Here is a 24,894-nt window from a genome sequence, read left to right on the forward strand (position 1 = left end):
CCTAAGATTACGTTGTTTAACCCTTCCTTTTGCTTAATAATTCTTATTTTTTCCTCTAACATTTTAATACCATCTATGGTATTATTAATCTTGAAAGGGCTAATCAAATCAATTCCACGATAATCAGTCATCCTAACCCAATGATTTCTTTTAGCAACATCAATACCGACAATTAGAGTGTCTTGAGAAATTCTTGAAACTTTTGGATTAACATACTTTTGTTCCATGGTATCGCCTCCTGATTTTAGTGTGATGGGGTAATTATATATTATCAGGAGGCGATACTTTTTTCAAAATCTATTTTTCCTTACAGGAATGCTCTTCAAAGCTATCAAATTACCCATTCTGTCGACAAAGAATTCATCGACTTTATCCTTAATTTTGGACATTATGAACTCCCTTACTCCATCCTCATTTCCGGAAGGTCCTTTTATCTCCGTTAGTTCTTTGAGGTATTTCAGCATGTTTTCTCCTCCTTTGGCTGGTCTGTTGTTTCCTGAACTTCCGCTAACTCCGTTGCTGTGAATGCAAGGAGTTTTGCAGTGTCTTCTACATCTTTAATCACGAGCTTTTCGTATGGATTGTGCATGTATCTCAGAGGGATTGAAACCAATGCCGTTTTGACTCCAATTCTTGTGAGCTGGACTTCGTCGGTGTCAGTTCCTGACCTGCCTGCAATAGCTTCAATCTGGGTCTTTATGTTGTATTTCCCGGCAACTTTCTTTACATGCTCGACAAATTTCTTGTTTGTGACAGGTCCAACTGCAATCGCCGGTCCTTCGCCCATCTTAATCTTCGGATAACCTGGAATGTCTTCGTCGCCGTGTGTCACATCGATAACTACGCCGTATTCTATCTCCGAGATGTAAGCGCCACTCCTTGCCCCAGGTCCACCGATTTCTTCCTGTGTAGAGAATATGTAATAGACTTTCGCATCTGTCTTCATTTTGCTCAGTAATTCAGCCGCTTTGATTATAGCTACGCAACTTGCCCTGTTGTCAAGTGCTGGTGCGAAGAGCGTTCCGTTTTTATCAAATCCTTCAGCTTCTATCGTTACCAAATCTCCAATCGATATGTCTTTCCAATTTGGATTCATCGTAACGTCGACAAACAGATGATCGTAGTCTGGGACTTTCTTTGATTCTTCCGTGGTTTGCAGATGCGGTGGCATGAATCCTACAACACCCCTCAGCTTACCATTCTTCGTGTGTACCCACACCTTTTGGCTAACTACTGCCTTCGGATCCCATCCACCAACACCAGATAGTCTTAGAAAACCTTCTTCGTAGATCTTTGTGACAACAAACGCAATTTGATCAGCGTGTGCAAAAAAGCCGATGCTTGGTCCAGTTCCATTTTTCACGCAAACAAGACTGCCCATGGGCGTTCTGAACGATTCATCACAGTACGGTTTCATTATCTGCTCAATTTCTTTCAGAACCTCGTCCTCATAGCCAGACGGTCCCGAAATAGATGACAATTTTAAAAGCAGTTCTTTTGTGTTCAGTTCTTTATTACCCAATCTCTATCCCTCCAATCTTTTTATCGTACTTAGCTATCTCTATCCTTCCAGATTTCGCGTACAGCACAACTGGGTAGTCGTACTTTTCGGAGAATGTTCCCTTCAAATCCGCAAGTTGCACAAAAGGTGCTTCAAAAGTCAGAGCGACAACAACAGCCTCTCTTCCTTCGCTTATCCCAGCCCTTACAGTACCTTGACACCTTCCGAAAATGACTACGCTACCACCAGCAACAATTTCCGCGCCGGCATGTAAATTACCAATGAGTATTACATCCCCAGAATGTATTATGCTCTGCCCACTCCTTAGGTTCTTCTTCACAAGTTTTGTTCCAGATTTCGTATCGCCTTGATTGACCATGTCGACTTTCTTTCTCACAATGACGTCATCTTTTCCTTCAGAACCCATAAGCACGTGCGAAATCGTGAGGCCAAGTTCCTGAACGCGAGAAACGATCCTGGGTATGTCTGATATGTGCTTCTCGTGCTCTTCCACCAAAAGCATAATTTTATCGCCCTGTGCAAAGAAATTTCCCATCGATTTGATTTTGTCTTCAATTTTCTGGAGAACATCGACAATGTCCGTGTAATCTCTTATGTACAAAACCAGGCCATCCTTAGTCATTTTGAAGTCCACCATATTCATATCCTCCGTTATCTAAGTTCTTCCCCAATAAATTCAGAAAACGATCGTCTCAATTTCATCAATCCAAGATGAAACGTCGAGCGGAGAAATCTCTTTGATAGCTTTTTTGAAGTTGAAGAAATTCTCCCTAAAAACCTCAAGCCTGTTTCCAGAATGTATTTCAACTGCGCATTCAAGCAGTGCTGCCAAATAGTCCGCTGTTCTGACTATTCTACCAGCATCTTTTTCGAAAGGTTCAACTGCAAAGTCTACAAAATTCTTCACGAACTCAAGATTTGGGTTTTCAGATATCCACTCAACGAGCATCTCCCTTTCAACGAGCGCCACAAGTTCATCTAAGCCTTGGACTTTCTTTTTAGTAGGAGTAATCACATCTCCGGTGAACGCTTCTGGTAAATCGTGAAGTATGCTCCGTACAATAACCTCAGTTGTTTTATCAAATTCCAAAAGTTTGCTCAATAAATACGAAATTGTCACAACGATAAAGGAATGACCGCTGACGCTGGTACGAACGTTTCTGTGCGTTCTGTTCCATCGCACCATCGAAGTGAGGTTGAGCAGTGGTGACCAAACATATTGAGCAATCTGCCAGTACTTTTCTATCCGTTCTTTTGGAAAGAATTGTGATATTTCATCTATTTTTTCGCTCAATTCTCTCAGCGGTTGGCTGAAGTCGTACAATTTTCCGTTTTCGCGAGCTTCAAGGTAGCTTATGTAGAGATCCGCAAGTTTGTCTAATCTACTGTAACTATCAACATTTATTAAAATATTCACCGTCTGCTCGTCTGCGACATTTTTCAGCTCATCGATGGCCTTTAATTTAACCTTATTCCATACATCCGGTGCAAATCGTTCGATGCGCTCTTTCAGTTGCAACGAGACGTCGGATAGCACGATCTTAGGCAATTCCCTCGAAAGACGCCAACGTAGGCTGTTCTCTATGTTTTGTGACCAATCGCTCTGTTGCTCTAAGGAATGAAAAATGAAAGAAAGAAAAAAGGTATTAAAAGAATTATCTGCCTCTGTGAACCTTATCAAGGCAGGCCTGTTGTTCCAGCGCTGTATTGTAAAAAGGTTTGTCAAAGAAAAAAGAAACGTTCCCTTTCCCAAGAACACCACCCCTATTTGATTATACCATAGCATTTTAGGGAAAGGGAACGTTTCATATATTCTCAGTTGGAACTATTTCGCTATGCTAACCAATGATTTGATAAATTGAATTCTTTACTCACGCTTGCTTTGAAGCTTTCTCTTTTCTTTGATATTTCATCTCATACATTTTTTCATCTACACGTCTTATAAGTTCATCTAAATTTCTGCTGTCGATATCAATTATTCCAAAAGAGAATGTAACTGGTGAAGAATGAATTATCCTATCAATTAAAGCATCAGGCCTATCAGAATCGATGAAGAGCAAGAATTCATCCCCGCCGTATCTGACGAGCAAATCGTTTCTTCTCATATTGCTTAAACAAGCTTGAGCAAATTCTCTAAGTATCTCATCGCCTGCTTTATGCCCGTAAGTATCGTTGAATGTTTTCAAGTTATCGATGTCTATGAATGTAAGGTACGCTTTTCTTCCAGACCTCTTTACACTTTCGCAGGCACTTTCCAGGAACCGCATTCCTGCAGTTCTTGTAAACGCACCGGTGAGCTCGTCGTAAAAAGCCAGCTTTGTGATTTCAGTGTGTTTATAGATATTTCTTAGGTGGAGCTCCGCTATTACAGATATAGAATTCACAAACGATAAATCTTGGCGATTTTCGGTATCGTAGTAAACGTGGATCTTTATATTTTCCGAATCGAAATTCAGCTGTTCACCTCTCGCCTTTCCTATTATTTTTATGCAATTTTTCGTCATTACGCGCACACCAGAAAGATTAGTATGAAAAAAAATTGCCTTAGATAACTTGTCGACGAATTCCCATTCGTCTAAGGTGTTAATAAAATCGATTATAGACAATGTTAAGAGAGACGCTTCTGATGGTTCTTTAATGCCAAGGCTTTCAACAATTCTCATTCTATCACCTCAAATTTTTCACTTCTTATCCTTTCTAAACAGATTATCGCCTAAATGAGTCTAATTATTTAGTGATAGTGATATAATGAAATTAGAGAAACTTTTAGGAGGGATTGCCCATGAGACACAATGCGTCAGTCACAATATACAGAGATGGCTTCTCGCTCACAGAGGCTGTTGTTTCTCTATTGCTGATCAGTATAGTTTTCATGATAATAGCGACGGGGTTGTCTTCGGCAATTCAGTCACTCGCGGTCCTTCAGAACTTTCAAAAGGTTACTGAGTTTGAAAATTTTATAGCTCGATATGTTTATGTCCTCGGTCTTTCTCCACAAACATCATCAGGTTCGGTACAATCGGGAATTGATATAAACCAGATTAACAATGCGTTTTATAAGAACAATCCAATAGGCTATCCAAGAATCGTACAGATTAATTCCATAACAGTTGGTCAACTCTTCGTAAAACATACGTTCCAAATAGAAACAGCTCCCGGAAAAGCGAAGAGTTTTACTGTTTATCAGTACGTGCAGTACTGAAGTACTAAAAATGGGGTGATAAGATGGACATTACGTTGTCAGGACTGATTTCAAGCTTGGTTGTGGTTGTAGTTGTCATGGCGATGCTCGGATTGATATTTGATATAACGCTAAGGGTGTTAAACGAACGGCAGGAATACACGAGTTTTTATTCAGAAATACAACACATCTCGGATATTATAAATAACATATTCACTAACAGTGTTTCCAGTATAAAAGCGGAAGACGTGAGTCTTCATTCTATTCAAGTACCATCTTACAGACCCACTCAGCAGTACAACGATGTGGTTACGCAGAGAAAGGTTCTCCAATTTAAGCCAAACAACAAAACATTAGTTTTTGATGGAAAAACAATAGCTAAGGCCGATAAGATAGATAGTATAGAGTTCGAATATGTTTCTTCAAGAGTGAGTTTCATAATGATCACTTTTAAGCACAAGAATGGAAAGTGGCGATACTCGCTCCCCATGCTTTCCGCTCTAAGCGAAGCTTCGTGAAATAGATAAACATGCTTAACATTGAAAGGAGGGCTCGATGTGAAAGGAATAAATCCTGTTACTATGGAGAACAATAATAGGTCCAATTACAAAAATGGCTTCATGATAGCAATTGTTCTTGTGTTTCTATCTATTGCAAGTGTGCTTTTATTGACGGTGTATGAAATAATCGGTAACTATAGAACGAACGCGGTTCGTATGAGCGTGTCTTCACAATTAGAAGTCGATGCGTTAAATACTCTCAACACAGGCATTGGATATATGAGGACAAAATCCGCCGGTGTTCTCGGCTTCAATGTCACCTTTCAAAGTTTAACACCAACTTGGTTTAACGATTTCTATGGTAAACTCTCCCAAGAATGGAAAAATTTCATAAATACATCCGTGCTGAGAAATTCTCATTTCACTGTTATTGATATTACAGATAGTACTAATAACTCCCAAGGTGATTTCCCTGTTAACGAACTCAGAACTTATTTTAACGACCGAAAATTATCTAGGGTTACGATCTCCGTTTTCAGAATGAATAACCCATTAAAAGTCTTCATAGTATCGAGAATTGAAAAGAACAACCAGACTGCATACGCTTACGGGGTCATAACTTCAAAGTTGCTTAATCAGTATGTTTATTTCACTAACAGAGAAACCTCATCAACTTTTGGAACTATATACTTCAAATCCGGGGAACTCATCGATGGTCCCATGCGAACACACGATTATATAAACATCAACAACGCCGGTGGAGTGCCAGTTTTTACAAGTACCGTTGAGTTTCTGGGTATCAAAAACCCACAGGGACAGGTTGTGCCTGAAAGTCAATATAGCAACTTTGCAAATTTGCAGGGAAATCCAGCGTATAGGATACTGAATAATGACGACATAAGCAGACTCGACTTTTCCTCAATCAAAAACGATTATAAAACTAAACTACAGACTCTCGTGAGAGATTACAGTGCTATAAAAGCCAGTCCAAGTGTTCTGAGCGGTATCAAGTTCACAGGCGATGTTATCGTTAGCTTCAATCATGGACAGGGCGGCAGCAACTACGATGTTAAAATCTCTCAAGGAACTACTGATTACATCATCACCTGGAATCCTTCACCACCAAATGCAACGCTGCGAAAACAAGGCGGTGGATCTGCAGAAGAAACTGATATACTCTTTAATGGGATAATATCTGCAACCGGAAATATAACCGTAGACGGTCCTACAGCTTTATCAACCTACAAAGGTAATTACACTTTATTCGCAGAGGGTGACATAATCCTTAAGGACAGAATAATACCATACAATACATACACCAACAAATTCACCGCAAATGAGCACGGAAATAACGGCGATCCAGTTAGCAACGCTCAGGTTCAGGACATCAAGAACTTTGTAAGTTCTAACGAAACTTCATCGTTGAACTTGGTAGCAATCAACAACGTTAGAATAGGGCAAAAATTGGATGATATGAAGATATTTGCCAGTATATACGCATTTGATGGTTCATTCCAAGTTGATGGTTACAACACAGGCTCATCTGCTGGACAGCTGTTTGTACTGGGTAGTATAATGCAGAATTACAGAGGACCTGTCGGGACTTTCAACCCTTTTACCGGTCAAACAACAACCGGTTATTACAAAACTTACTCATATGACCCACGCATTTTAACAGGGGCTTATCAGCCGGACGGAACACCAACAAAGTCTGGCACAATATCGCTTAAAGTCGTAGGGATAGCTCGCTGACCTCGGGCCAATTTCTTGGAGGTAATGACGGTTTCTTTCAGATATTTGAACTCCATACTTCATTGTAGAGAGAAAACGGGATATGCCCGTTATTTTTGTACAGCTTCCCCCCTTTAGTCGTATTTCTAAATTCATCTTGAATGTAATACTCTTTTTGATGGTTTGCTGAACCAGTTTCGAGCCATCTGCTTGGAAAAAATGGATTCTTTGCAAAAAGTCCGGTCATATAACCTGAATTTTTCCCACAAATCCTGGAAATAGTATTTTCGATAAGAGATTCTATACTTCTTGTCATCAACGCACTCCAATCACTTCATTATATAAGAAACCCTCAAAAAGAAAATGGCCGATGATATCTTAAGCCCATTATTCAATCGCATTAGCAAACATGTCCTTTGAGCTTAAGCAATCAAAATTTAATAAAAGTAGTGAAAAGTCAACAAATTACTTGACTGATTATCTCTTGGAAATTATAATACGTATGGGTTGTTCAAATGTGTATTCAGGGAGGTTAAATACCATGACTCACTTTTCGATTACTGAAAGTGCGGTAAAAAACAAACTTACGAAGCTAATTCTTATTATGATAACCGCTGTTGACTTACCTGCCCTTCTGTTTTCCTACTACGTATTCGCCGGCATAGGAAGATACCCTATTTGGAACATGATATTCGGCTATCTGATAGCAGTATCGACAATTTTTCCAGTAGTGTTATTCTTAGTAAGAATGAATGTATCGCGCATTTACAAAGGCTCAGGGTTTAATATTCCAATATTTATCTCTGTAGTGCTGTTCGTAGCAAATGTTGTGGCCGCAACGCTAATTGGATTTATTGCTAACAGATTGTTACCGCTCCCAGAAGGAACTTTGATTTTGCGATTAGCAGGTGCATTAGCAATTAATATGAATATTGTTGCAATACTATTGTACATTTATTCAAAACTGGGAATCGTTGAGAGTATTGATAATCCATTGTTTGAAAAATTCATGATCTCAGCCATAACTAAACTAAGTGTAGGGATTATGTCTATTTCGCTCTGGATTGGTCCAGCACTTCTTAAGTATGGAGTTACAAAGTTTAATCTTGATAAAGGTACACAAACCAACTTAGTCCTAATAAGCTTGTTTTTTAACGTAGTAATTGGTGTTGTAACAGTAATGCTCGTAAGAGGTATTCTGAAAAGCGTTCCATCACTCTTATACGTATTCGAAAAAGTTTCTTCGGGTGATTTGACCCACCGAGCTGCTTCCGATTCCTTAGATGAGTTTAGAAAAATCGCAACTATGCTGAACATCGCGAATATTGAGATTTCAAAACTCATCGCCGGTTCTAAGGCAACAGCAGAAAAGACAAATCGTACGCTGGATATATTTGAGAAAAAGTTTTCAAATTTTGAAAGTTTATCAAGATCCTTTGTTGAGACCATAGAAAAGCAACAAAGAGACATAGAAAGAATATCTTCTTCAGTAGAAGAGATTAATGCAAACGTCGAAGAGCTTTCACACCAATCGCAAGGTCTCAGCAGCTTGGCATTAAACGCCTCAAATCTTTCCAAGAACTTAGAGGAAAAAGCCTCTGAAGGTAGCAAAGAGCTTGAAAATGTAAGAGAAATTACTTCAGGATTTGTAAAAGAATACGAAGAACTGCGTGATGGAATCGAGAAATTAGCAGACGCAACAAAGAATATCGGGAGTATCATAGAAACGGTAAGGCAGATAGCAGAACAAACAAACTTGCTGGCACTTAACGCAGCAATAGAAGCAGCAAGAGCAGGAGAAGCCGGGAGAGGTTTTGCAGTCGTTGCAGACGAGATTAGGAAGCTCGCCGAACAAACTAAATCGTCTACAGATACCATAACAAGTACGATATCAGCAGTTGATATGTACTCAAAATCACTCGAGGAAAAGATCGAAAAGCTGTACAAAGAAGTCGACGAAACAGAGAAAGGATATAAAAAAGTATCGAGTAGTTTTGAAGAAATATCAAAAGCGATTACAGAACTTGCAAACATAATTGACAACGTTGCTGCGCATTCGCAGGAGCAAACAGCAAGTGCAGAAGAAATGAGAAGTGCTTCGTCTGAAATCGTTCATGGGATCCAGCAAATCGAAGAAAATGGTTCGAATATACTCGAAAGTTCTCATAAGTCCTTAAGTGAAATTCAAAACATCAAGATTGAAATTGAAGAACTGAAGAACAAAGTAAATGACATGATTCGCGAAATTGAGAAATTCAAAGTATAAATTTTTCGTAAAAAAGGGCAGATTTCTTTATCTGCCCTTTTTTATTTATTTCCCGTAATGAAGAGATAGTACCTTTCAGGTTCTATAACTACCGGCGATATTTTGAAATTGTAGTCGCAGTTAACCGAAAGTGCGACCGAATTGTTTTCAGCGTCCTCCCATTTTGCTGCTACCAATTCAGGACCCCATTCGTATGGCTTGCCTGTTTGTAATTCGTTCCCTGGTAAGTTGTACCAGTTATAGTCGCTGAACCTAATCTCAACTTCCGTATTGCCACTTTCAAAGAACGGCTCTTCAATCAACGGATAGTGGTACGTTCCACTGTTGACTGTCAGGTCGTATATCCATATGTCGTACAAGTACTTCACTTTTCCTTCATAATCTTCCAAACCAACAAATTTCCATCTGAAAGCTGGCTTTGTAGATACTTCAGTTGCGCTGTCTGTTGGTTCAACATTCGAAATCTTAACCATTGGCAGTGGTTCAACGCTTCCTAATACCACGCGAGGTCCTTCAATTCCCGAATAGTCTGAACTTACGGCATACCATACTCTTTTGCGTACCTTATTGTTGTACGTATCAATGTAACTCTTCACGTTAGATGGCAGCGTAGTAATCTTAAAAAACTTGTTTCCGTCGTAAGACTTGTAGATGTTGTATCCCGTCGGTTCTTTTGCGAAAAATCTTTGCGTGCTTTCAGACAATGTATACCATTTGATAACGTTGTAGAGATTCGTACGATGGTTTTCAGATGATAATGTGTAGTACTTAGTTGAAGTGTTGAGATGATAAGAATATATAGCTGGCGATGGGTATTCAACTCTATAATAAGATGTCGTCAATTCTGAAAAGCGCCTTATTTCAACGGGAATAATCAATTCAAATCTGTTATCGTTCAAATCATATGCATCTAAAAAAAGGTACGTCTTTCCTGAATGAGCCTCTAGGGATATTTCACCACTCAATCTATCTGATTCGCTGTATAATCTCGGAGCTGTTAAGTACTCAGCGCCTGGCGGTGTTCCAAGCTTTGCATACATGTGCGAAATCCCGAGCTTCGAAGCGGTTGCTTCAGCATCTATATAGATCATTCTGAGATTTAAGAGTTCATATACACCTGACGAGTTGGAGCTATATCTAACAAACATTTTGTCGCTTTCGTAAAGTTTAAAATTTATGCTTATATCGTTATCAATAGCAGCAGAGAATTTCGGCCTTCTCAAAGTCGTGTTAAGGTTAATATCGGAATGTACGTTTAAAAGCCTTATGTCGGTATTGGCAAATCCATCTTTCCTTACACGAATGTCATATGGTCCAGAATATCCTCTCAGAGTAAAAGATACAGTTCCATTGCTCTGCGTGGTCTTTTCTTCCAAAATCTGCCCGTCTTTTAGCAAAGTTACAGTGGCATCATCAACCGTAGGTCCAGAATTGTATTCGGCAACATAGATATTAACAGTAAAATCTGTTCTTGAGGCTTTAAACGGTATAATTGAGCAACTTGATAGAAAGAAGATGATACCAATCGACATGATTACAAAGATCAAATATCCAAGTCTAATATTTTTACTCATCTCCATCACTCCGTCTTTCCGAAAAATGTCCAATGAGAATTTCTGCCATATGCGTCATACAGGGTCGTCAAGGTCGAACCGGCGGTTATGTAACCACTCAGTCTTATGTCGTAACCGTTAAGTGTTATAGTGGCATTAACCGTAGTATTATGCAAGACAGGACTTGGATAGCCAAATTTTATAAAGTACCTTCCACTTAAATGTGAAATATCAATTTGGTTAGACAAGAGTTCAATTGTGGTGGAAGTACTTCCGTCCTTGCTTTGCAAGATCAAAAATTCATTTCCGCTCACGTTTTTGAACTTAATCCTCGCCTGTGAAGAAAAATTAAAGGTGATCGAAGAATCATTCGTAAAACTACGGTTAGCATAATACACTCGCTCTTCTGCCTTTCTATAAACGACGTTTGATAGACCTTCACTGTTTTCACGAGAATCCGGTCCGCTGATGATTACATCGTATTTTCCTGTGTCGATATTCAGAAATTTCGCGACACCATCTCCATTTGTCTTTGAAAAGTACCTAACTCTTCTATCTGTGTTCGAAGTGCCAATCAGTGACACACTAACTGATGGTATCTTCCAATCACCGTATGCGTCGGTCACTTCAACGTCTAAATTTAACCCTCCGTTGTCAGGTAGTTCTGAGCTTACACTTCTTTGATTTATCATTCCATAACCTGACCTTTCATCTATCCCCGGCTCTCCTATATCAATAGCCCCGTTTTCCAGAAGTCTTCTTATCTGCCATGGCTTAGCATTCGGATATTCCTGGAGCAAGAGCGCAACAAATCCAGACACGTGTGGTGTTGCCATTGAGGTTCCGGACATGAATCCATAATAACCGCTGTTTTCTGCTATTTGAAATGACCTTTTGTCATAGCCGACAGAAGTTTTCTGAGGCATCGTCGAGATTATATTCACGCCTGGCGCTGAAACGCTGAGCATCGGGCTTCCGCTCGAAAAATCAGCGATATCATATTTATTGCCTAAGTATTCAACAGCACCGACTTGTATCACCCCTGGATAATTTGCTGGGTATTGAAAAGACTGCGAAGACTTTGAATTCCCAGCCGCTGCAACAACAACAACCCCATGAGCTAAAGCGTAATCAAACGCATCTTTTAGTGTCTGCGAATAACCTGCTCCACCCCAGGAATTGCTAAGTACCTTTGCCCCATGATCAACTGCCCATATTATTCCCTTCGCTGCGTAATCATCGCCAACATACCATCCGCCTATGTCGAAAAGAACTACCGGCATTATCTTCACCCTGGGCGCAACACCGACTAATCCTTTGCCATCCTTCTTTGCAGCTATCGTTCCAGCAACGTGCGTGCCATGAGAACCGCCGTATGAAGAATCAGTTCCTTCAGGAATTTCTTGATTGATAATTGGTCTATACCCGCGTGTTACCTGTCCCTGCAAATCAGGGTGCGTTCCATCAACGCCCGTGTCGAGTACGGCGACGATAATCCCAGTTCCATCATATCCGTCGTTCCAAACTTTTTTAACATCAATCGCCCTTAGTCCCCAGAGATAAAAATCTAACGATTCACTTGTGTAATTCTCGTAAATTGTATAATTCAAGACAACCTTTTGGTTAGAATAACCTTGACCAACACTGTAAGGAATTATGCTTCTTTTGTACACAGGTTCTGCGTACCTAATTTTCACTTTTTGGATACTTTCCTCATCTTGAAAAATTTGGAGCACTTTTTCCACTTTCTCGACTTTGAATGAGGCAACACGAATCTGCGGAATGTTTAGCAACAACCTTCCTTCTATCAATTCGGCAATTTTGTCCAAGTCATCCTCATCTTCGTAACCTACGAGGACTCTATCTGGAAAGTAATCATCATTTGTTAGACTTAAGTTTTCAGATAAATCAGAAGTGCTACCATTATCAATTCTCCCAGAACGACTGTTGGTACAAGATGTTGCGATGGATATAACCAAACCTATAATGAGAAATACAAAAACAAGCTTGCTTTTCCAAAGCAAGCTCTTCAAATTGAAAGTATATTTTTTGTTACTCAACAAGAGTTTGGATTTCATGAATTATCTGAACCCCCTATTGAACATCTTTGTTCTTCGATTTTTTCATTTCGTACTTCTTTTCATCAACATCTTTGTAAATGTCTTCAATTCTGTTGTAGCCAGATATGTTAATAATGCCGTACGAAACAAAAATATTATGCTCCTTTAGGTTTTCTGTTATGCGTTTCATCACGCTTTCCGCGTTCTGAGCATCTGTTTCAGGTAGAACAATGACGAACTCATCTCCGCCGTAACGCGCAACGATATCCATTGATCGTATAGTTTTATTTATCGTTTCCACAAGCATTTTCAAAACATTGTCACCATATATGTGCCCATAAACATCGTTTATCCTCTTAAAGTCGTTGACATCTAAAAAAATCACCGACGTTGGATGTTGTGTACGTTTGGATTTGCTCAACTCCTTCTCTAAGAATTGATCTAAGAACAACCTACTGTAAGCACCGGTTAAGTAGTCTTTTATCGACACTTCAAACAATTTTCGCTTTTCAACTTCGAGCTCTTCTATTATATCCATAAAGCGCAGCGATAAAGAAACTACGCTTGCCATCTTGTCAAAAACGCTGAGTGTCAGATCAGAAAACTGGTTTTCCCCTTCTTTTTCAAAAAGAATCACACCACGCGAAAGTCCTCTGAATATAATGGGTACACCGTATATGGAATAAACATTTCCACGCAATTCTTTTAAGTAATAACCATCAGCTAACCGTTCTTCAGTTACACTGTTTCTTATATGAACTCTGATTCCTTTGTCTATAATATATCGAGAAAGCGTCTTTTCGGAAGGTTTCATCACTAATCCGCTTCTGTCATCATCGTCTTTATACTTGAAGTATGGATAATAAATCTCTCCACCGGGATTCAACAGTCCAATGCCAAAAACATCCGCAAGTCCGTATTTTATAAGCAGTTCTCTTATCTTCTCGCCTATGCGCTTTATGTCAACAACATCTTTTGAAATCTCTTCATCGAGGATTTCTGTAAGACTTTGGAGAATTGAACTTTCAATACTTGTAAACTCGTAGGTTACGTTCCTTGTTATAACCACTCTGAACTGCTTGCCGTCTACGTACTTTCGAACATATTTGATCTCAATGAATGATCTTTGAATTTCTTTCTTCCATACTCCGACATAATCTTTCGTTCCAGAATCGATTTGTTTTTTAACCTCTTTCAAGAAATCGTACAGGATCATATTTTTCTCAGGATGCTGTAACAAATCATCGATTTCCTCTCTGTTTCTTAGTTCAATACCAACCTTTGCTGCATCTTGAATTATTGGGCTGTTTATATAGATCAGTTCGTCATCCGCCCAGACTGCAAGGCCAAGATTTTCTGCACTAACAATTATTCCCATGCTTTGAAGCAAAGTGTTCAGAGCTTTGTTTTCATTTCTCAGACTATTGTATTTTATTACATATCGAACGATAAGGATTGCAAAAAAAATAAGAGCGCCCGATAGAAATAAAATAGTAAGAACGCTTTCTGACATCGAATCACTCCCCTGTAAAAGAAACACAAAAATATGCTAAAGCTCACACCTTAGCATATTTTATCACATAAATCCGTATACCAAATCTACTTAATTGCGTCGTAAACGTTTATAACGACATTCTTAATCTTCTAAAACAAGTTGTTTCTTGAACATCCTTGCATACAATCCTTCGTTTTCAAGCAGTTCGTAATGTGTTCCCTTTTCCAATATCCTGCCTTGGTCGAATACATATATAACATCTGCGTTCTGCAACACCTTTAATCTGTGGGTGATTATAATCATCGTAGTGCCTTTCATCTCGGTTCTCAATGTCCTGATGATTTCTTCTTCCGTTTCAGGGTCAACGGCGGATAGACAATCATCGAATATGTAGACATCCGCTTTTTTCATGAGAGCCCTTGCTATTGTTAACCTCTGCTTCTGTCCACCTGAGAGCATAACACCTCTCTGACCAACCACTGTATCGTATTTGTCTGGGAATTTTTCCACATCATCGTCAATTGCCGCAAGCTGGACATATTTTTTTACTTCTTCTAAATCGTATTTCTCCATTGCAAACGCGACATTCTGCGAAACTGAATTTGAGAACAAGAATGTCTCCTGCGGAACGTATGATATCAAGTCCCGTATATTTTGCGAATGTAGGTCGTTAATGTCAAGATCGTTGATGAAAATCTTCCCTCGTTCAACTGGATAAAGCTTACTGATGAGTTTTACAAGAGTAGACTTGCCGCTTCCAACTGTTCCAACGATACCTACAAACTGTCCCTTTTTAACTTCAAAATCTACCCCTTTAAGTACATCCCTCTCTGTGCCTGGATATCTGAACCACAAGTCCTTAATAGATATAGATTCTATCCTTTCCACCTTTGCAGGATTTTGTGGCTCTACAACAACAGGTTTCGCTTCGTTCAGCTCTTTAAGTCTTTGGAGTGAAGCGCGTCCTTGCTGGATGACATTCATAACCATACCGTATGCCGTGAGTGGCCAGACTAACATACCTATGTAGCTGTTAAACGCTATGTAATCTCCAAGCGTAACGGTACCTCTTATAACCATGGGACCTCCAACTGCCAAAGCCAAGAAGAACGAAAGAGTTCCAATAAAGTGCACAAGTGGCCACATTACACCCCAAACCCTTATCAGAGACATCGTTGCATGGAAGTGTTCCTTTGCCTTCTTTTCAAACAACTCTTCTATCTTCGGTAAAATCGAAAAGCTCTTGATTATCCTTATTCCGTCCATCGTCTCTTCAGTATAACCACTTAGATCCATATAAACGTCCTGTGTTCGTCGTGACCTTTTAAATATCAATCTGCCAAATGTGAGTGAGACGAGAATTATGCCAGGAAGTGGTATTAGTGCAATTAGAGTCAGTTTCCAGTTCGTAGACCTCGCCATGAAGAATATGGTCATAGAGGTCATGAATACTGCATCTGTGAGTTGCACGACACCGATGCCAAGCATCCTTTCCACTGTACTTACATCGTTTGTAAAGTACGCCATGATGTCTCCGGAACGGTGCTTGTCAAAAAAGTGCATGTCTAAACCTAAGACTTTATCGAAGAGTTGCTTCTTCGCTGAGTAGTCAAAAAACCTCGAGCTACCCATAATGAAGTACCGCCACCAAAATCTGCCAAAGAGCATTCCAAAAGCAAGACCGAGAATCGATAACACGAGAGTCTTTACTTCATTCAGCGTATTTACGTTATCTAACACCTGAATGGTATTGATTGCTTTCGAAATTACCCTCGGAACAAATAGTTGTAGCAGATCTATCACAATTAGTGAAATAATACCAAATATGTAAAAGTACCATCGCTTTTTCAGAAATTCCCTAAGCAATTTGAACACCTCCAGAGATTTTTTGTCATGATGGTTTGCATTGCGAACATTCTAAGGTTATTATACCACAGCATACAAAAAATGGAGCCCTTTTTTGGGCTCCATTTTGTCTATTCCCTTTATTGGAATTACATTGGGTAGTATCCTCTTTCTTTGACGGCGTTGGCAACTCTGCTGATTGCAACGATATATGCTGCCGTTCTCATGTCTGTGTTGTATTTTTCTTTTGTCTTGTAAACTTCTGCAAATGAGTTGACCATCATCTTTGTTAGTTTCTTTCTTATATCGTCTATATCCCAGAAGAATGTCTGCAAGTCTTGTACCCATTCGAAGTAAGAGACTGTAACACCACCAGCGTTTGCAAGGATGTCAGGAACGATAAGTACGCCTTTCTTTATAAGCACTTCTTCTGCCTCTGGTGTTGTTGGACCGTTTGCTCCTTCGACTATTATCTTTGCTCTAATCCTGTCAGCGTTCTTCTCTGTTATTGCGTTTTCAAGTGCCGCCGGAACAAGGATGTCAACGTCAAGTTCAAGAAGCTCTTCGTTCGTGATTGGTTTTGCTTTCGGATATCCCTTGATTATTCCCTTGTTTGCATCTCTGTAGGCGATAACGTCGTTAACATCGAGTCCGTTTTCGTTGTAAATTCCACCGCTGACATCGCTGACAGCGACTATCTTTGCGCCGAATTCTTCGCTGAGAATCTTCGCACTGTAAGAACCGACGTTACCGAATCCTTGAATTGCTACCGTTGCTTTGGAAATGTCTTTTCCGAGTGCTTTGCAAGCTTCGTTTGCTGTTATCGCAACGCCCCTACCTGTTGCTTCTGGTCTACCTTCTGAACCACCGAGGTCAAGTGGTTTACCTGTGACAACACCGAGTGCTGTGTAGCCAACGTTCATGCTGTATGTATCCATGTACCATGCCATTATTTTTGCGTTCGTGTTTACGTCTGGTGCCGGGATATCTTTTTGTGGTCCGACCATCATCTGGATTTCTGAGAAGAATCTTCTGCTGAGCCTTTCGAGTTCTTTCTCTGAAAGTTTTGAGACGTCAACCTTTACTCCGCCCTTACCTCAACCGTATGGAAGGTTCATAACAGCACATTTCCATGTCATCCAGAATGCAAGCGATGCAACCTCATCGAGGTTTGTATCTTCGTGGTACCTAATTCCACCTTTTGCTGGACCCCTTGCTGTATTGTGCTGTACCCTGTAACCTTCGAATATTTCTACTCTGCCATCGTCCATTACAACTGGGAAGTGGACTTCCAAAATTCTCTGTGGCCAAAGGAGGAAGTTACCTATGTTTGGATCGAGATCCATGATTTCTGCAGCTTTCAGGAACTGCTTCTGAGCGTTTTCATATATCGGTCCGAATGGTTTGAGGTTTCCCATAGTGCTGAGTTTCATCTCTTCACAACCTCCCTGATTTTTAGTGCTGGCTGGTTCACCAGCGATTGTCAAAACTATTATCATTCAACCAACGTAAGATATCAACCTGCGTTTTGTGAATAGTATCACTTTTAATCTTGAAAAATTACTGAAATCTCTCTTTTTCTTAAAGATGTTCATTTATGCATCTATATGTTTTGTCTGTTCACATCTTTAGAACAGCCCTGTTATCTCCCCGTTCTCATCGATATCTATGTTAACCGCCGCCGGCACTTTGGGAAGACCCGGCATGAGCATTATCTCTCCAGCCAACGCAACGACAAAACCTGCTCCCGCACTTATTTGGAAATCTCTAACTGTGAATTCATAACCCTTTGGAGCATTTATTTTCTTCGGATCATCAGAGATACTATTCTGGGTCTTAGCGATGATAACTGGATAGTTGCCATAGCCGTTCTTTTTAAGCATGCTAAGTTTTGATTTGGCTGTGTCTGTATATATAACCTTTCCTGCTCTGTAAATTTGTTTTGCTATTATATCTATCTTTTCTTCAATGGGTAGTTCGGCAGGTACTAAAGGTTTGTAATTCGTAGGTATCGTCTCAATGGTTTCAACGACTCTTTGTGCCAACTCTACCGCACCTTCGGAACCTTTAGCATAGGCTTCGTTTATGACACACTTAACCGGGCTTTCTCTCAAAACGGCTTCAATTTCAGCTGGTGTGTCACTTTCAAACCTGTTCAGTGCAACTACAATCGGTACGCCGTACTTCTGTAAATTCTCGACGTGCACTTTGAGGTTTTCCATACCTTTAACAACTGCTTCAACGTTTTCTTTAGATAGGTCCTCTTTAGCTACGCCACCATGGTATTTCAAAGCCCTAATAGAAGCTACAAGCACAACTGCATCAATTGTGAGATTTCCAGTCGGCGCTACGAAATCGAGGAATTTTTGCGCTCCAAGGTCTGCTGCAAATCCTGCTTCAGTCACAACATAGTCTGCAAGCCCAAGTGCCATCTTCGTTGCTATCAATGTGTTCGTTCCGTGTGCGATGTTCGCAAACGGTCCACCATGGACAAACGCGGGTGTGTTTTCTATCGTCTGCACAAGATTCGGATTTATCGCATCTTTCAGCAATGCAGCAACTGCTCCCTGAATCCCAAGGTCTTTGATTCTCACAAGACCTTTTTTCTCGCTTTGCGCAACAACTATTTCGCCGATTCTTCTCTTCAAATCTGCAAGGTCTGAGGCTAAGCAGAGTGTTGCCATGATTTCAGATGCCGCGGTTATCAAGAATCCATCTTCTCTTGGATACCCATTCGCACTTCCGCCGAGTGCGATGACAATCTGCCTGAGAGCCCTGTCGTTCATGTCGATCGCTCTCTTCCAATATATCTTTCGGATATCTATCCCCAGCTCATTTCCGTGGTTTATATGTGCATCGATAACAGCGGAAACGAGGTTGTGCGCTGTTGTTACCGCATGTATATCCCCTGTAAAATGCAGGTTTATGTCCTCCATCGGCAATACTTGTGAATACCCTCCACCTGCAGCTCCGCCCTTCACACCAAATACCGGTCCCAAAGACGGCTCTCTCAAAGTAACAATAGATTTTTTGCCAATTCTGTTGAGTGCCATCGACAAGCCGATGCTTGTTGTGGTCTTTCCCTCTCCAGCCGGTGTTGGTGTTATGGCGGTAACTAATATTAACTTGCCTTTCTTCCTATTCAATTCCTTCAAATACCTGTGATCTACTTTTGCGATATGATTTCCGTAAAGTTTGAGTTTTTCTTCAGGAATTCGTAGCTTCTTGGCGATTTCCCTGATATCAACTAACCTTGCACCCTTTGCTATTTCAATATCTGGCAACATACTATCACCTCCGTACTTAGTTTAACATAATTTGTGAATTAGTTAAAGTTTTAAAAGTTCGTGTTTAGTGGTTCTGTCCAAGCATATATTCATATCCTTTTCACAATTGCCTGTTTCTCTTTATTTTTGTCAAAATATGTGATAAAATATATGGAAAATAGCGAAGATATTTCATTGGAGGTGCCTTGCTTAGTGAACGGAAGGATAGAGACTCGCGAAGAGATTATAGAAGACATTAAGTACGTTGCAAGAGTTTTTGGACGGGATTTTGTGATTGCCTTCTCAGGTGGAATGGACAGCACAGCGGCTGCTCTGCTTTGCGCTGAGGTTGTTGGAAAAGATCACGTCGAGCTCGCACATGTCGTTTATGGACCTTACACGTACAATAACAGTCTGAAAATCGTGAGCGAATTCGCTGAAACATATGGCTTTAAGCTCACCCTACTGAAAAATTTAGACCAAGAGAAGATATGGAAATATGGACCATCTTGCAATATGTGCACAAAGAAAGTCAAGATGGGAACTGTGCTTGAGTACGCCAAAGGGCGTATAGTGGTTACAGGCTCAAATTCTTCAGACACCTGGGGACAAACTGGACTGAGAGTCTTCAATGGGATGTACGCTCCGCTTGGTGATGTCGGAAAGGAAGAAATCCGGAAGATTCTCGAAAGCTACGGCGTTCAGATAAGAAGAATAGGCGAACACGCTACAAGGGAAGGGTGTAAGCTAAAGCACCTGCTAAAGCCAATGACCAACCCTTCATTCCACGGTCAAGCTACCGCGATAGCCAATGAAATGGTTCTTCAGTACTTTCCAGCTGGGAACGAAATTGCAAATGTGAAGATTATAGGTCCTCTTTCAAAGAATATAGCCATCATCAACGTCAAGCCGTTCAGAGAAGAGGTTTATGATTTAGCCAAGAAACTCCAAGAAATTGACGTTATCAGCGAAGTGATTGTTGCTGACAAACCATTGATATTGACTATCGTTGCTAACCCCTCGATATATCGCGTCGATGAGTCGAGGTTTTGGATAGTCGAAGGAAAGCTGAAGCCGGAATTTGCGGTACCTATCAAGGTCGAATGGCATGAGTCTAAAAACAACAAATTGAGAACTTTTCACGTTGTGGAGGTGCGTGAATGGACGACTTACGAGACAGAGAAAGAAGAATACTGGGCGAACTACAACAGAAACTTGGATATAATTTCAAAGATCAAGTGCTCTTGTTCAATGCCCTCTGCCACTCGAGTTACGCTTACGAAGTAAACCAACTTGGAAGGGACATCAAAAACAACGAAAGGCTTGAATTCCTTGGAGACGCAGTCGTAGAACTCGTGGTGTGTGATATACTGTTCCAAAAATATCCAGAAGCTTCGGAAGGAGAGATGGCAAAAGTAAAGGGTGCCGTTGCCAGCGAAGAAGTGCTTACCGAAATTGCCAGCAGATACGAGTTGGGTAAGTACATCTTCCTTGGCAAAGGCGAAGAGAAAACGGGAGGTAGAACAAGAAGCAGTATCATTGCAGATACGTTCGAAGCTGTTTGCGCTGCAATCTACCTTGACGGCGGTCTTGACGCTGTCAAAAAAGTCTTTTCGAAAGATTTTGAGGGGTTTATTGAAATCTTCCTCTCTGGGCAGCGGATATTCGACTATAAAACCGCACTGCAGGAAATTACGCAGGAGAGGTATAGGGAATTGCCTGAATACCGCACGGTTAAGGTTGATGACAACGGAAAGTTCATGGTTGAGCTCTACTTACAGGGCAAAAAAGTGGCAACAGGTACTGGCTCTTCAAAAAAGGATGCGGAAAAGGACGCAGCAAGAAAGGCATACGATTATTTAACAACAAGCTCTGAATAGATTTCTTGAGTTTAAAAATTGGAGGGAACGGTATCGACGTAGAATTATTCCTCCGAACTTATGAAGATTATCTAAAGCACGTGAGAAGAGGTTCAGAAAACACGGTAAAGGCGTATATGAAAGATATCAGGCGGTTTTTGGAATACGTTGGAAAACCGCCACGTGATATAGAGAGAGCAGATGTGGAAAAGTTCATAAAGGCTCTGTCGAAAGGTGAGATAACCGGCAGTGCTGTGACCGAGACCACTGTGTCGAGATATATCTCTTCACTCAAAGGGCTCTTTGATTATCTTGAATTGATAGGCTCTATCGACGAGAATCCTATGGAACGTGTGCGACACCCACGGCTTAGAAAGAAGATACCAAGCTTTCTGACGTTAGAAGAAGTTAAAAATTTGCTGAATGCGTACGACGAAGAGAAAAAACTCAAGTACAAGACTATACTTTCGATGCTTTATTTCTGTGGGCTCCGAGTGAGTGAACTGTGTAATCTACGGACCGAAGATGTTTCTTTCTACCCTGCGTACGTTAAAGTCGTGATGGGAAAGGGAAATAAAGACAGGATAGTTCCAATAAGCGATAATATCCTTCCGCTCTTAGAAAAATACGTTGAAAGGTACAAGCCAAGGATTTATTTCTTCGAAAACAATGGAAGGCAAGTGCATCCTTCAACTGTTTTCAGAATAGTCAAGAGAGCCGCACAGAAAGCTGGAATAACAAAACAGATACATCCACACACCTTAAGACATACTTTCGCAACGCACCTTGTGATGAACAATGTTAACGTCAAAGTCGTTCAAGAACTTTTGGGTCATACCAACCTAAGCACAACAAGCATCTATTTGCACGTTGCTGATAAAGAGAAGTTCGATGCGGTCAAGAAACTCGTCATTTAGAGCGTTGTACTTTAAGAAGCTCAGTAAAGCGAGGTAGGAATGTGGGGAAAGATGAAGATAAGAGTTTATTAACTCAGGGACAAATTTCAAACAGTGATGATACTCGCAATAAGGAAAAGTTCATAAATGAATTGGAAAAATTGCTCGGTTCTAATTTTTCTGCCCAAGAGCGAGAGAAGATATCTCGTGCTTTTGATATGGCAAAAGTTGCATACGACGGGCTTTACAGAAAGTCAGGCGAGCCGTTTATCACTCACCCTATGGAAGTTGCAAAAATCGTAGCATCTCTCAAATTAGATGCGGATAGCATAATCGCTGCTCTGTTGCACGATGCGATCGAAGACAGCGAAGGAAGGGTCACATACGAAATGATAGAAAAACAGTTTGGAAAGGAAATCGCACTGATTGTCGATGGAGTGACGAAAGTCAGTAGGATCAACGCACCTGTTGGAAATGTTGAACAGAAGAAAAAACTCGAGACTATTCAGAAGATGCTCTTTGCAATGGCTGAAGACGTTCGAGTGATATTCGTGAAACTCGCTGACAGGCTACACAATATGCGTACTATTGAGTTTGTAGAAGATGCCGAAAAGAAACGTTACAAAGCTTTGGAAACACTGGAAGTATATGCCCCGATTGCCCATAAGCTCGGTATTAATATCATAAAATCTGAGCTTGAAGACCTATGCTTCAAGGTATTGCACTACGATGAATACCAGAAGATAAAGCAGCTCGTTGCGCAAAAAAGGACAGAACGAGAAGAGAGGTTAAAAACTTACGTACAGCAATTAACATCTGCGTTCCAAGAACACAATATCGATGCCAAAGTAGAAGGTAGATACAAGCATTATTACAGCATATGGAAAAAGATGATCCAGAAAGGCAAGGATTTTAACGAGCTGTACGATTTGATAGGTCTGAGGGCTATAGTGCCTGATGTCACAACGTGTTACACAGCAGTAGGTATCGTCCACAACCTCTGGGTACCACTTCCCGGACGTTTTAAGGACTACATAGCTGCGCCAAAATCGAACGGGTACAGGTCAATCCATACGACTGTTATTACGCAGTTCGGTGAACCGATTGAGATACAAATCAGAGACAAAAATATGCACGAAGAGGCGGAATACGGTCTCATAGCTCACTGGGCGTATAAGAGCGGGGAAGGCGTTGTAGATATAAAGCAGAAATGGTTGTTGAGGCTTACAGAATGGCGAAAAGAACTTTCGCAAGGTTACGCGAGCGTTGACGATTTAAAGAAAGAGCTCCAAATGTCAGAGGTTTTTGTCTTGACACCGAAAGGCGAGATTATCCACCTTCCGTACGGCGCAACTCCCATTGACTTTGCTTATGCGGTCCATACAGAAGTGGGACACCACTATGCCGGAGCGAAGGTAAATGGCAAAATCGTGCCTATCGATTACCAGTTAAACAATGGGGACGTTGTGGAGATAATAGTAAACAAATCGTCCCCAGGTCCAAGCCTCGACTGGCTGAAATATGCAAAAAGTCCAAGAACAAAGGCTAAGATAAAGAGATTTTTCAAAGAAAAGGAAAGAGAACAGCTCATCGAACGCGGTAAGGATGTGCTTAGAAGGGTTGCAAAAAGATTAAATGTCGCCATCGAAGAGCTCTTGGAAAGACCAGAGATTAAGAAATATCTCTCGGCACACCAGATCGATGAAGAGGAATTCATAACAAGGCTCGGCGACAAGACCTTAACGCAAGATGAATTGTTAACGCTACTTGGATATAGAGAACCTCAGAAAAAGAAAGAAGTCAAGCACAAGAAAAAATCGCCCGCTTCGCTGGTCATTGTCGATGGACTTGACGGTCTCGAGACACTCTTTGCAAAGTGTTGTAATCCGATACCGGGTGATAGGATTGTTGGAGTTACAAGCAAGAGAGGCTTGGTCATACACCGTTCGAATTGCCAGAACGTTTTGTCTCTCGGTTCTGACAGGAAATTTCCTGCCGTCTGGAGATCAGATGTCACTGCGCAATTTGGAGTATTGATGAAACTCGAGCTTGATAAGAAAGAGAGAGTGCCGGAAATACTTTCAAAGACAATGGAGAAGAAGATAGAAATAAAGAACTTTAAATTCGAAAATATCCAGGATGATTTTGTTATTGTTTCGCTTAGTGTAACAGTTTCTTCTTTGGAAGAATTGGAAGAAATCATGACTTACTTCAAATCATTCCCAGGTGTTAGAAAGGTGGTACGCGGCTGAGATGAGGGCAGTTGTTCAAAGAGTTACAAAAGCAAGCGTCAGTGTCGATAATCAGATAGTCGGCAAAATATCAAGTGGAATCGTCGTTCTGCTCGGCGTTGGAAAGGACGACACGCTCGAAGATGCAAAATATCTTGCCGAAAAGATTGTTAACCTGAGAATTTTCGACGATGGAGAGGGCAAGATGAACTTGTCTTTGCTCGATGTTAAAGGTGAAGCCTTAGTTATCTCTCAGTTCACGCTCTACGGAGATTGCAGGAGAGGAAGAAGGCCTTCCTATTCTGACAGCGCTCCCCCGGATATCGCCAATGAATTGTATGAGAAGTTTGTAGAATTGGTTAGAGGCTATAACGTACGCGTCGAGACGGGAATATTCGCTGCTCACATGCTCGTGGAGATACACAACGACGGACCTGTGACTCTGCTTTTAGATTCTAAAAAGGTATTCTAAGGTATCTTGAGGACTGG

The 24,894-nt window shown here is 40.7% G+C and carries 20 protein-coding genes and 2 pseudogenes; 9 read left to right on the forward strand and 13 right to left on the reverse strand.

All coding sequences use genetic code 11. From position 1 onward, the window contains the following. From BUA11_RS09140 to BUA11_RS09160, 6 genes and pseudogenes are all read right to left on the reverse strand, one after another. A pseudogene (locus BUA11_RS09140) lies at positions 1 to 227 on the reverse strand (IS110 family transposase); the annotation flags it as partial. A gap of 63 nt (positions 228 to 290) precedes the next feature. Continuing rightward, positions 291 to 464, reverse strand: a complete 174-nt coding sequence (locus BUA11_RS10290) for a hypothetical protein (RefSeq protein WP_372589807.1) — start codon at positions 462 to 464, stop codon at positions 291 to 293. Further along, on the reverse strand, positions 458 to 1,522 hold the full coding sequence (locus tag BUA11_RS09145) for a M20/M25/M40 family metallo-hydrolase (protein WP_084634436.1): 1,065 nt from the start codon (positions 1,520 to 1,522) through the stop codon (positions 458 to 460). Before BUA11_RS09145 ends, BUA11_RS10290 begins: the two co-directional genes overlap by 7 nt. Beyond that, on the reverse strand, positions 1,515 to 2,159 hold the full coding sequence (gene minC / locus BUA11_RS09150; RefSeq protein ID WP_072760802.1) for a septum site-determining protein MinC: 645 nt from the start codon (positions 2,157 to 2,159) through the stop codon (positions 1,515 to 1,517). Before minC ends, BUA11_RS09145 begins: the two co-directional genes overlap by 8 nt. A 39-nt stretch (positions 2,160 to 2,198) precedes the next feature. Further along, complete coding sequence (locus BUA11_RS09155; RefSeq protein WP_245789676.1) at positions 2,199 to 3,071, reverse strand: HD domain-containing protein; 873 nt, start codon at positions 3,069 to 3,071, stop codon at positions 2,199 to 2,201. Positions 3,072 to 3,393: 322 nt separating this feature from the next. Next, positions 3,394 to 4,185 carry a GGDEF domain-containing protein gene (locus BUA11_RS09160; RefSeq protein ID WP_072760806.1) on the reverse strand — a complete coding sequence of 264 codons (792 nt, stop codon included), beginning with the start codon at positions 4,183 to 4,185 and terminating at the stop codon, positions 3,394 to 3,396. 119 nt (positions 4,186 to 4,304) lie between these two features. Between BUA11_RS09160 and BUA11_RS09165 the strand changes: the two genes are divergently transcribed. From BUA11_RS09165 to BUA11_RS09175, 3 genes are read left to right on the forward strand one after another with little or no spacing between them, the layout of a single operon-like run. Continuing rightward, positions 4,305 to 4,724 (forward strand): hypothetical protein, encoded by a 420-nt coding sequence (locus BUA11_RS09165; protein ID WP_072760807.1) that lies wholly within the window; start codon positions 4,305 to 4,307, stop codon positions 4,722 to 4,724. Between the two features lie 23 nt (positions 4,725 to 4,747). After that, positions 4,748 to 5,221 carry a hypothetical protein gene (locus BUA11_RS09170; RefSeq protein ID WP_072760809.1) on the forward strand — a complete coding sequence of 158 codons (474 nt, stop codon included), beginning with the start codon at positions 4,748 to 4,750 and terminating at the stop codon, positions 5,219 to 5,221. A gap of 39 nt (positions 5,222 to 5,260) precedes the next feature. Then, positions 5,261 to 6,955 (forward strand): hypothetical protein, encoded by a 1,695-nt coding sequence (locus BUA11_RS09175; RefSeq protein WP_245789677.1) that lies wholly within the window; start codon positions 5,261 to 5,263, stop codon positions 6,953 to 6,955. Between the two features lie 37 nt (positions 6,956 to 6,992). Here BUA11_RS09175 and BUA11_RS09180 read toward each other — a convergent pair whose 3' ends face one another. Further along, positions 6,993 to 7,250, reverse strand: coding sequence for a hypothetical protein (locus BUA11_RS09180; RefSeq protein WP_072760811.1), 258 nt, complete (start codon positions 7,248 to 7,250; stop codon positions 6,993 to 6,995). A gap of 225 nt (positions 7,251 to 7,475) precedes the next feature. Between BUA11_RS09180 and BUA11_RS09185 the strand changes: the two genes are divergently transcribed. Continuing rightward, entirely contained in the window at positions 7,476 to 9,200 is a 1,725-nt protein-coding gene (locus tag BUA11_RS09185) for a methyl-accepting chemotaxis protein (RefSeq protein ID WP_072760813.1), read from the forward strand. Positions 9,201 to 9,241: 41 nt separating this feature from the next. Here the strand turns inward: BUA11_RS09185 and BUA11_RS09190 are convergent, their stop codons facing one another. The 6 genes and pseudogenes from BUA11_RS09190 to BUA11_RS09215 form a co-directional block, all read right to left on the reverse strand. After that, a complete protein-coding gene (locus BUA11_RS09190; RefSeq protein ID WP_072760815.1) occupies positions 9,242 to 10,774 on the reverse strand; it encodes a carboxypeptidase-like regulatory domain-containing protein in 1,533 nt (510 codons plus the stop codon). A 5-nt stretch (positions 10,775 to 10,779) separates the two neighbouring features. Then, a complete protein-coding gene (locus BUA11_RS09195; protein ID WP_072760817.1) occupies positions 10,780 to 12,831 on the reverse strand; it encodes a S8 family serine peptidase in 2,052 nt (683 codons plus the stop codon). 16 nt (positions 12,832 to 12,847) lie between these two features. Beyond that, entirely contained in the window at positions 12,848 to 14,326 is a 1,479-nt protein-coding gene (locus BUA11_RS09200; protein WP_072760819.1) for a sensor domain-containing diguanylate cyclase, read from the reverse strand. A gap of 123 nt (positions 14,327 to 14,449) precedes the next feature. Continuing rightward, complete coding sequence (locus BUA11_RS09205) at positions 14,450 to 16,174, reverse strand: ABC transporter ATP-binding protein (RefSeq protein ID WP_084634438.1); 1,725 nt, start codon at positions 16,172 to 16,174, stop codon at positions 14,450 to 14,452. A 128-nt stretch (positions 16,175 to 16,302) separates the two neighbouring features. After that, positions 16,303 to 17,586: pseudogene (locus BUA11_RS09210) on the reverse strand (Glu/Leu/Phe/Val family dehydrogenase). Between the two features lie 195 nt (positions 17,587 to 17,781). Beyond that, positions 17,782 to 19,440 (reverse strand): formate--tetrahydrofolate ligase, encoded by a 1,659-nt coding sequence (locus BUA11_RS09215; protein WP_072760823.1) that lies wholly within the window; start codon positions 19,438 to 19,440, stop codon positions 17,782 to 17,784. A 192-nt stretch (positions 19,441 to 19,632) separates the two neighbouring features. On the opposite strand from BUA11_RS09215, the gene BUA11_RS09220 reads away from it, so the two are divergent. From BUA11_RS09220 to dtd, 5 genes are all read left to right on the forward strand, one after another. Next, positions 19,633 to 20,706: an adenine nucleotide alpha hydrolase family protein gene (locus tag BUA11_RS09220; RefSeq protein ID WP_245789679.1), complete on the forward strand. Its 1,074-nt coding sequence runs from the start codon at positions 19,633 to 19,635 to the stop codon at positions 20,704 to 20,706. Further along, positions 20,658 to 21,299: a ribonuclease III gene (gene rnc, locus BUA11_RS09225; protein ID WP_245789710.1), complete on the forward strand. Its 642-nt coding sequence runs from the start codon at positions 20,658 to 20,660 to the stop codon at positions 21,297 to 21,299. The genes BUA11_RS09220 and rnc overlap by 49 nt, the downstream gene beginning before the upstream one ends. A gap of 5 nt (positions 21,300 to 21,304) precedes the next feature. Next, positions 21,305 to 22,195: a site-specific tyrosine recombinase/integron integrase gene (xerA, locus tag BUA11_RS09230; protein WP_245789681.1), complete on the forward strand. Its 891-nt coding sequence runs from the start codon at positions 21,305 to 21,307 to the stop codon at positions 22,193 to 22,195. A gap of 83 nt (positions 22,196 to 22,278) precedes the next feature. Then, a complete protein-coding gene (locus tag BUA11_RS09235; RefSeq protein WP_072760866.1) occupies positions 22,279 to 24,426 on the forward strand; it encodes a RelA/SpoT family protein in 2,148 nt (715 codons plus the stop codon). Between the two features lies 1 nt (position 24,427). Continuing rightward, complete coding sequence (gene dtd / locus BUA11_RS09240; protein ID WP_072760827.1) at positions 24,428 to 24,877, forward strand: D-aminoacyl-tRNA deacylase; 450 nt, start codon at positions 24,428 to 24,430, stop codon at positions 24,875 to 24,877. The last annotated feature ends 17 nt before the right edge of the window (positions 24,878 to 24,894 follow it).

It is taken from the genome of Fervidobacterium gondwanense DSM 13020 (assembly GCF_900143265.1).
Lineage (GTDB): Bacteria > Thermotogota > Thermotogae > Thermotogales > Fervidobacteriaceae > Fervidobacterium > Fervidobacterium gondwanense.

What these genes read in the sequence shown, in the direction of transcription:
- BUA11_RS10290 (WP_372589807.1), bottom strand. Translation starts at nt 464, where the DNA reads ATGCTGAAATACCTCAAAGAACTAACGGAGATAAAAGGACCTTCCGGA.
- minC (WP_072760802.1), bottom strand. Translation starts at nt 2,159, where the DNA reads ATGGTGGACTTCAAAATGACTAAGGATGGCCTGGTTTTGTACATAAGA.
- BUA11_RS09160 (WP_072760806.1), bottom strand. Translation starts at nt 4,185, where the DNA reads ATGAGAATTGTTGAAAGCCTTGGCATTAAAGAACCATCAGAAGCGTCT.
- BUA11_RS09165 (WP_072760807.1), top strand. Translation starts at nt 4,305, where the DNA reads ATGAGACACAATGCGTCAGTCACAATATACAGAGATGGCTTCTCGCTC.
- BUA11_RS09170 (WP_072760809.1), top strand. Translation starts at nt 4,748, where the DNA reads ATGGACATTACGTTGTCAGGACTGATTTCAAGCTTGGTTGTGGTTGTA.
- BUA11_RS09180 (WP_072760811.1), bottom strand. Translation starts at nt 7,250, where the DNA reads ATGACAAGAAGTATAGAATCTCTTATCGAAAATACTATTTCCAGGATT.
- BUA11_RS09185 (WP_072760813.1), top strand. Translation starts at nt 7,476, where the DNA reads ATGACTCACTTTTCGATTACTGAAAGTGCGGTAAAAAACAAACTTACG.
- BUA11_RS09190 (WP_072760815.1), bottom strand. Translation starts at nt 10,774, where the DNA reads ATGAGTAAAAATATTAGACTTGGATATTTGATCTTTGTAATCATGTCG.
- BUA11_RS09195 (WP_072760817.1), bottom strand. Translation starts at nt 12,831, where the DNA reads ATGAAATCCAAACTCTTGTTGAGTAACAAAAAATATACTTTCAATTTG.
- BUA11_RS09200 (WP_072760819.1), bottom strand. Translation starts at nt 14,326, where the DNA reads ATGTCAGAAAGCGTTCTTACTATTTTATTTCTATCGGGCGCTCTTATT.
- BUA11_RS09215 (WP_072760823.1), bottom strand. Translation starts at nt 19,440, where the DNA reads ATGTTGCCAGATATTGAAATAGCAAAGGGTGCAAGGTTAGTTGATATC.
- dtd (WP_072760827.1), top strand. Translation starts at nt 24,428, where the DNA reads ATGAGGGCAGTTGTTCAAAGAGTTACAAAAGCAAGCGTCAGTGTCGAT.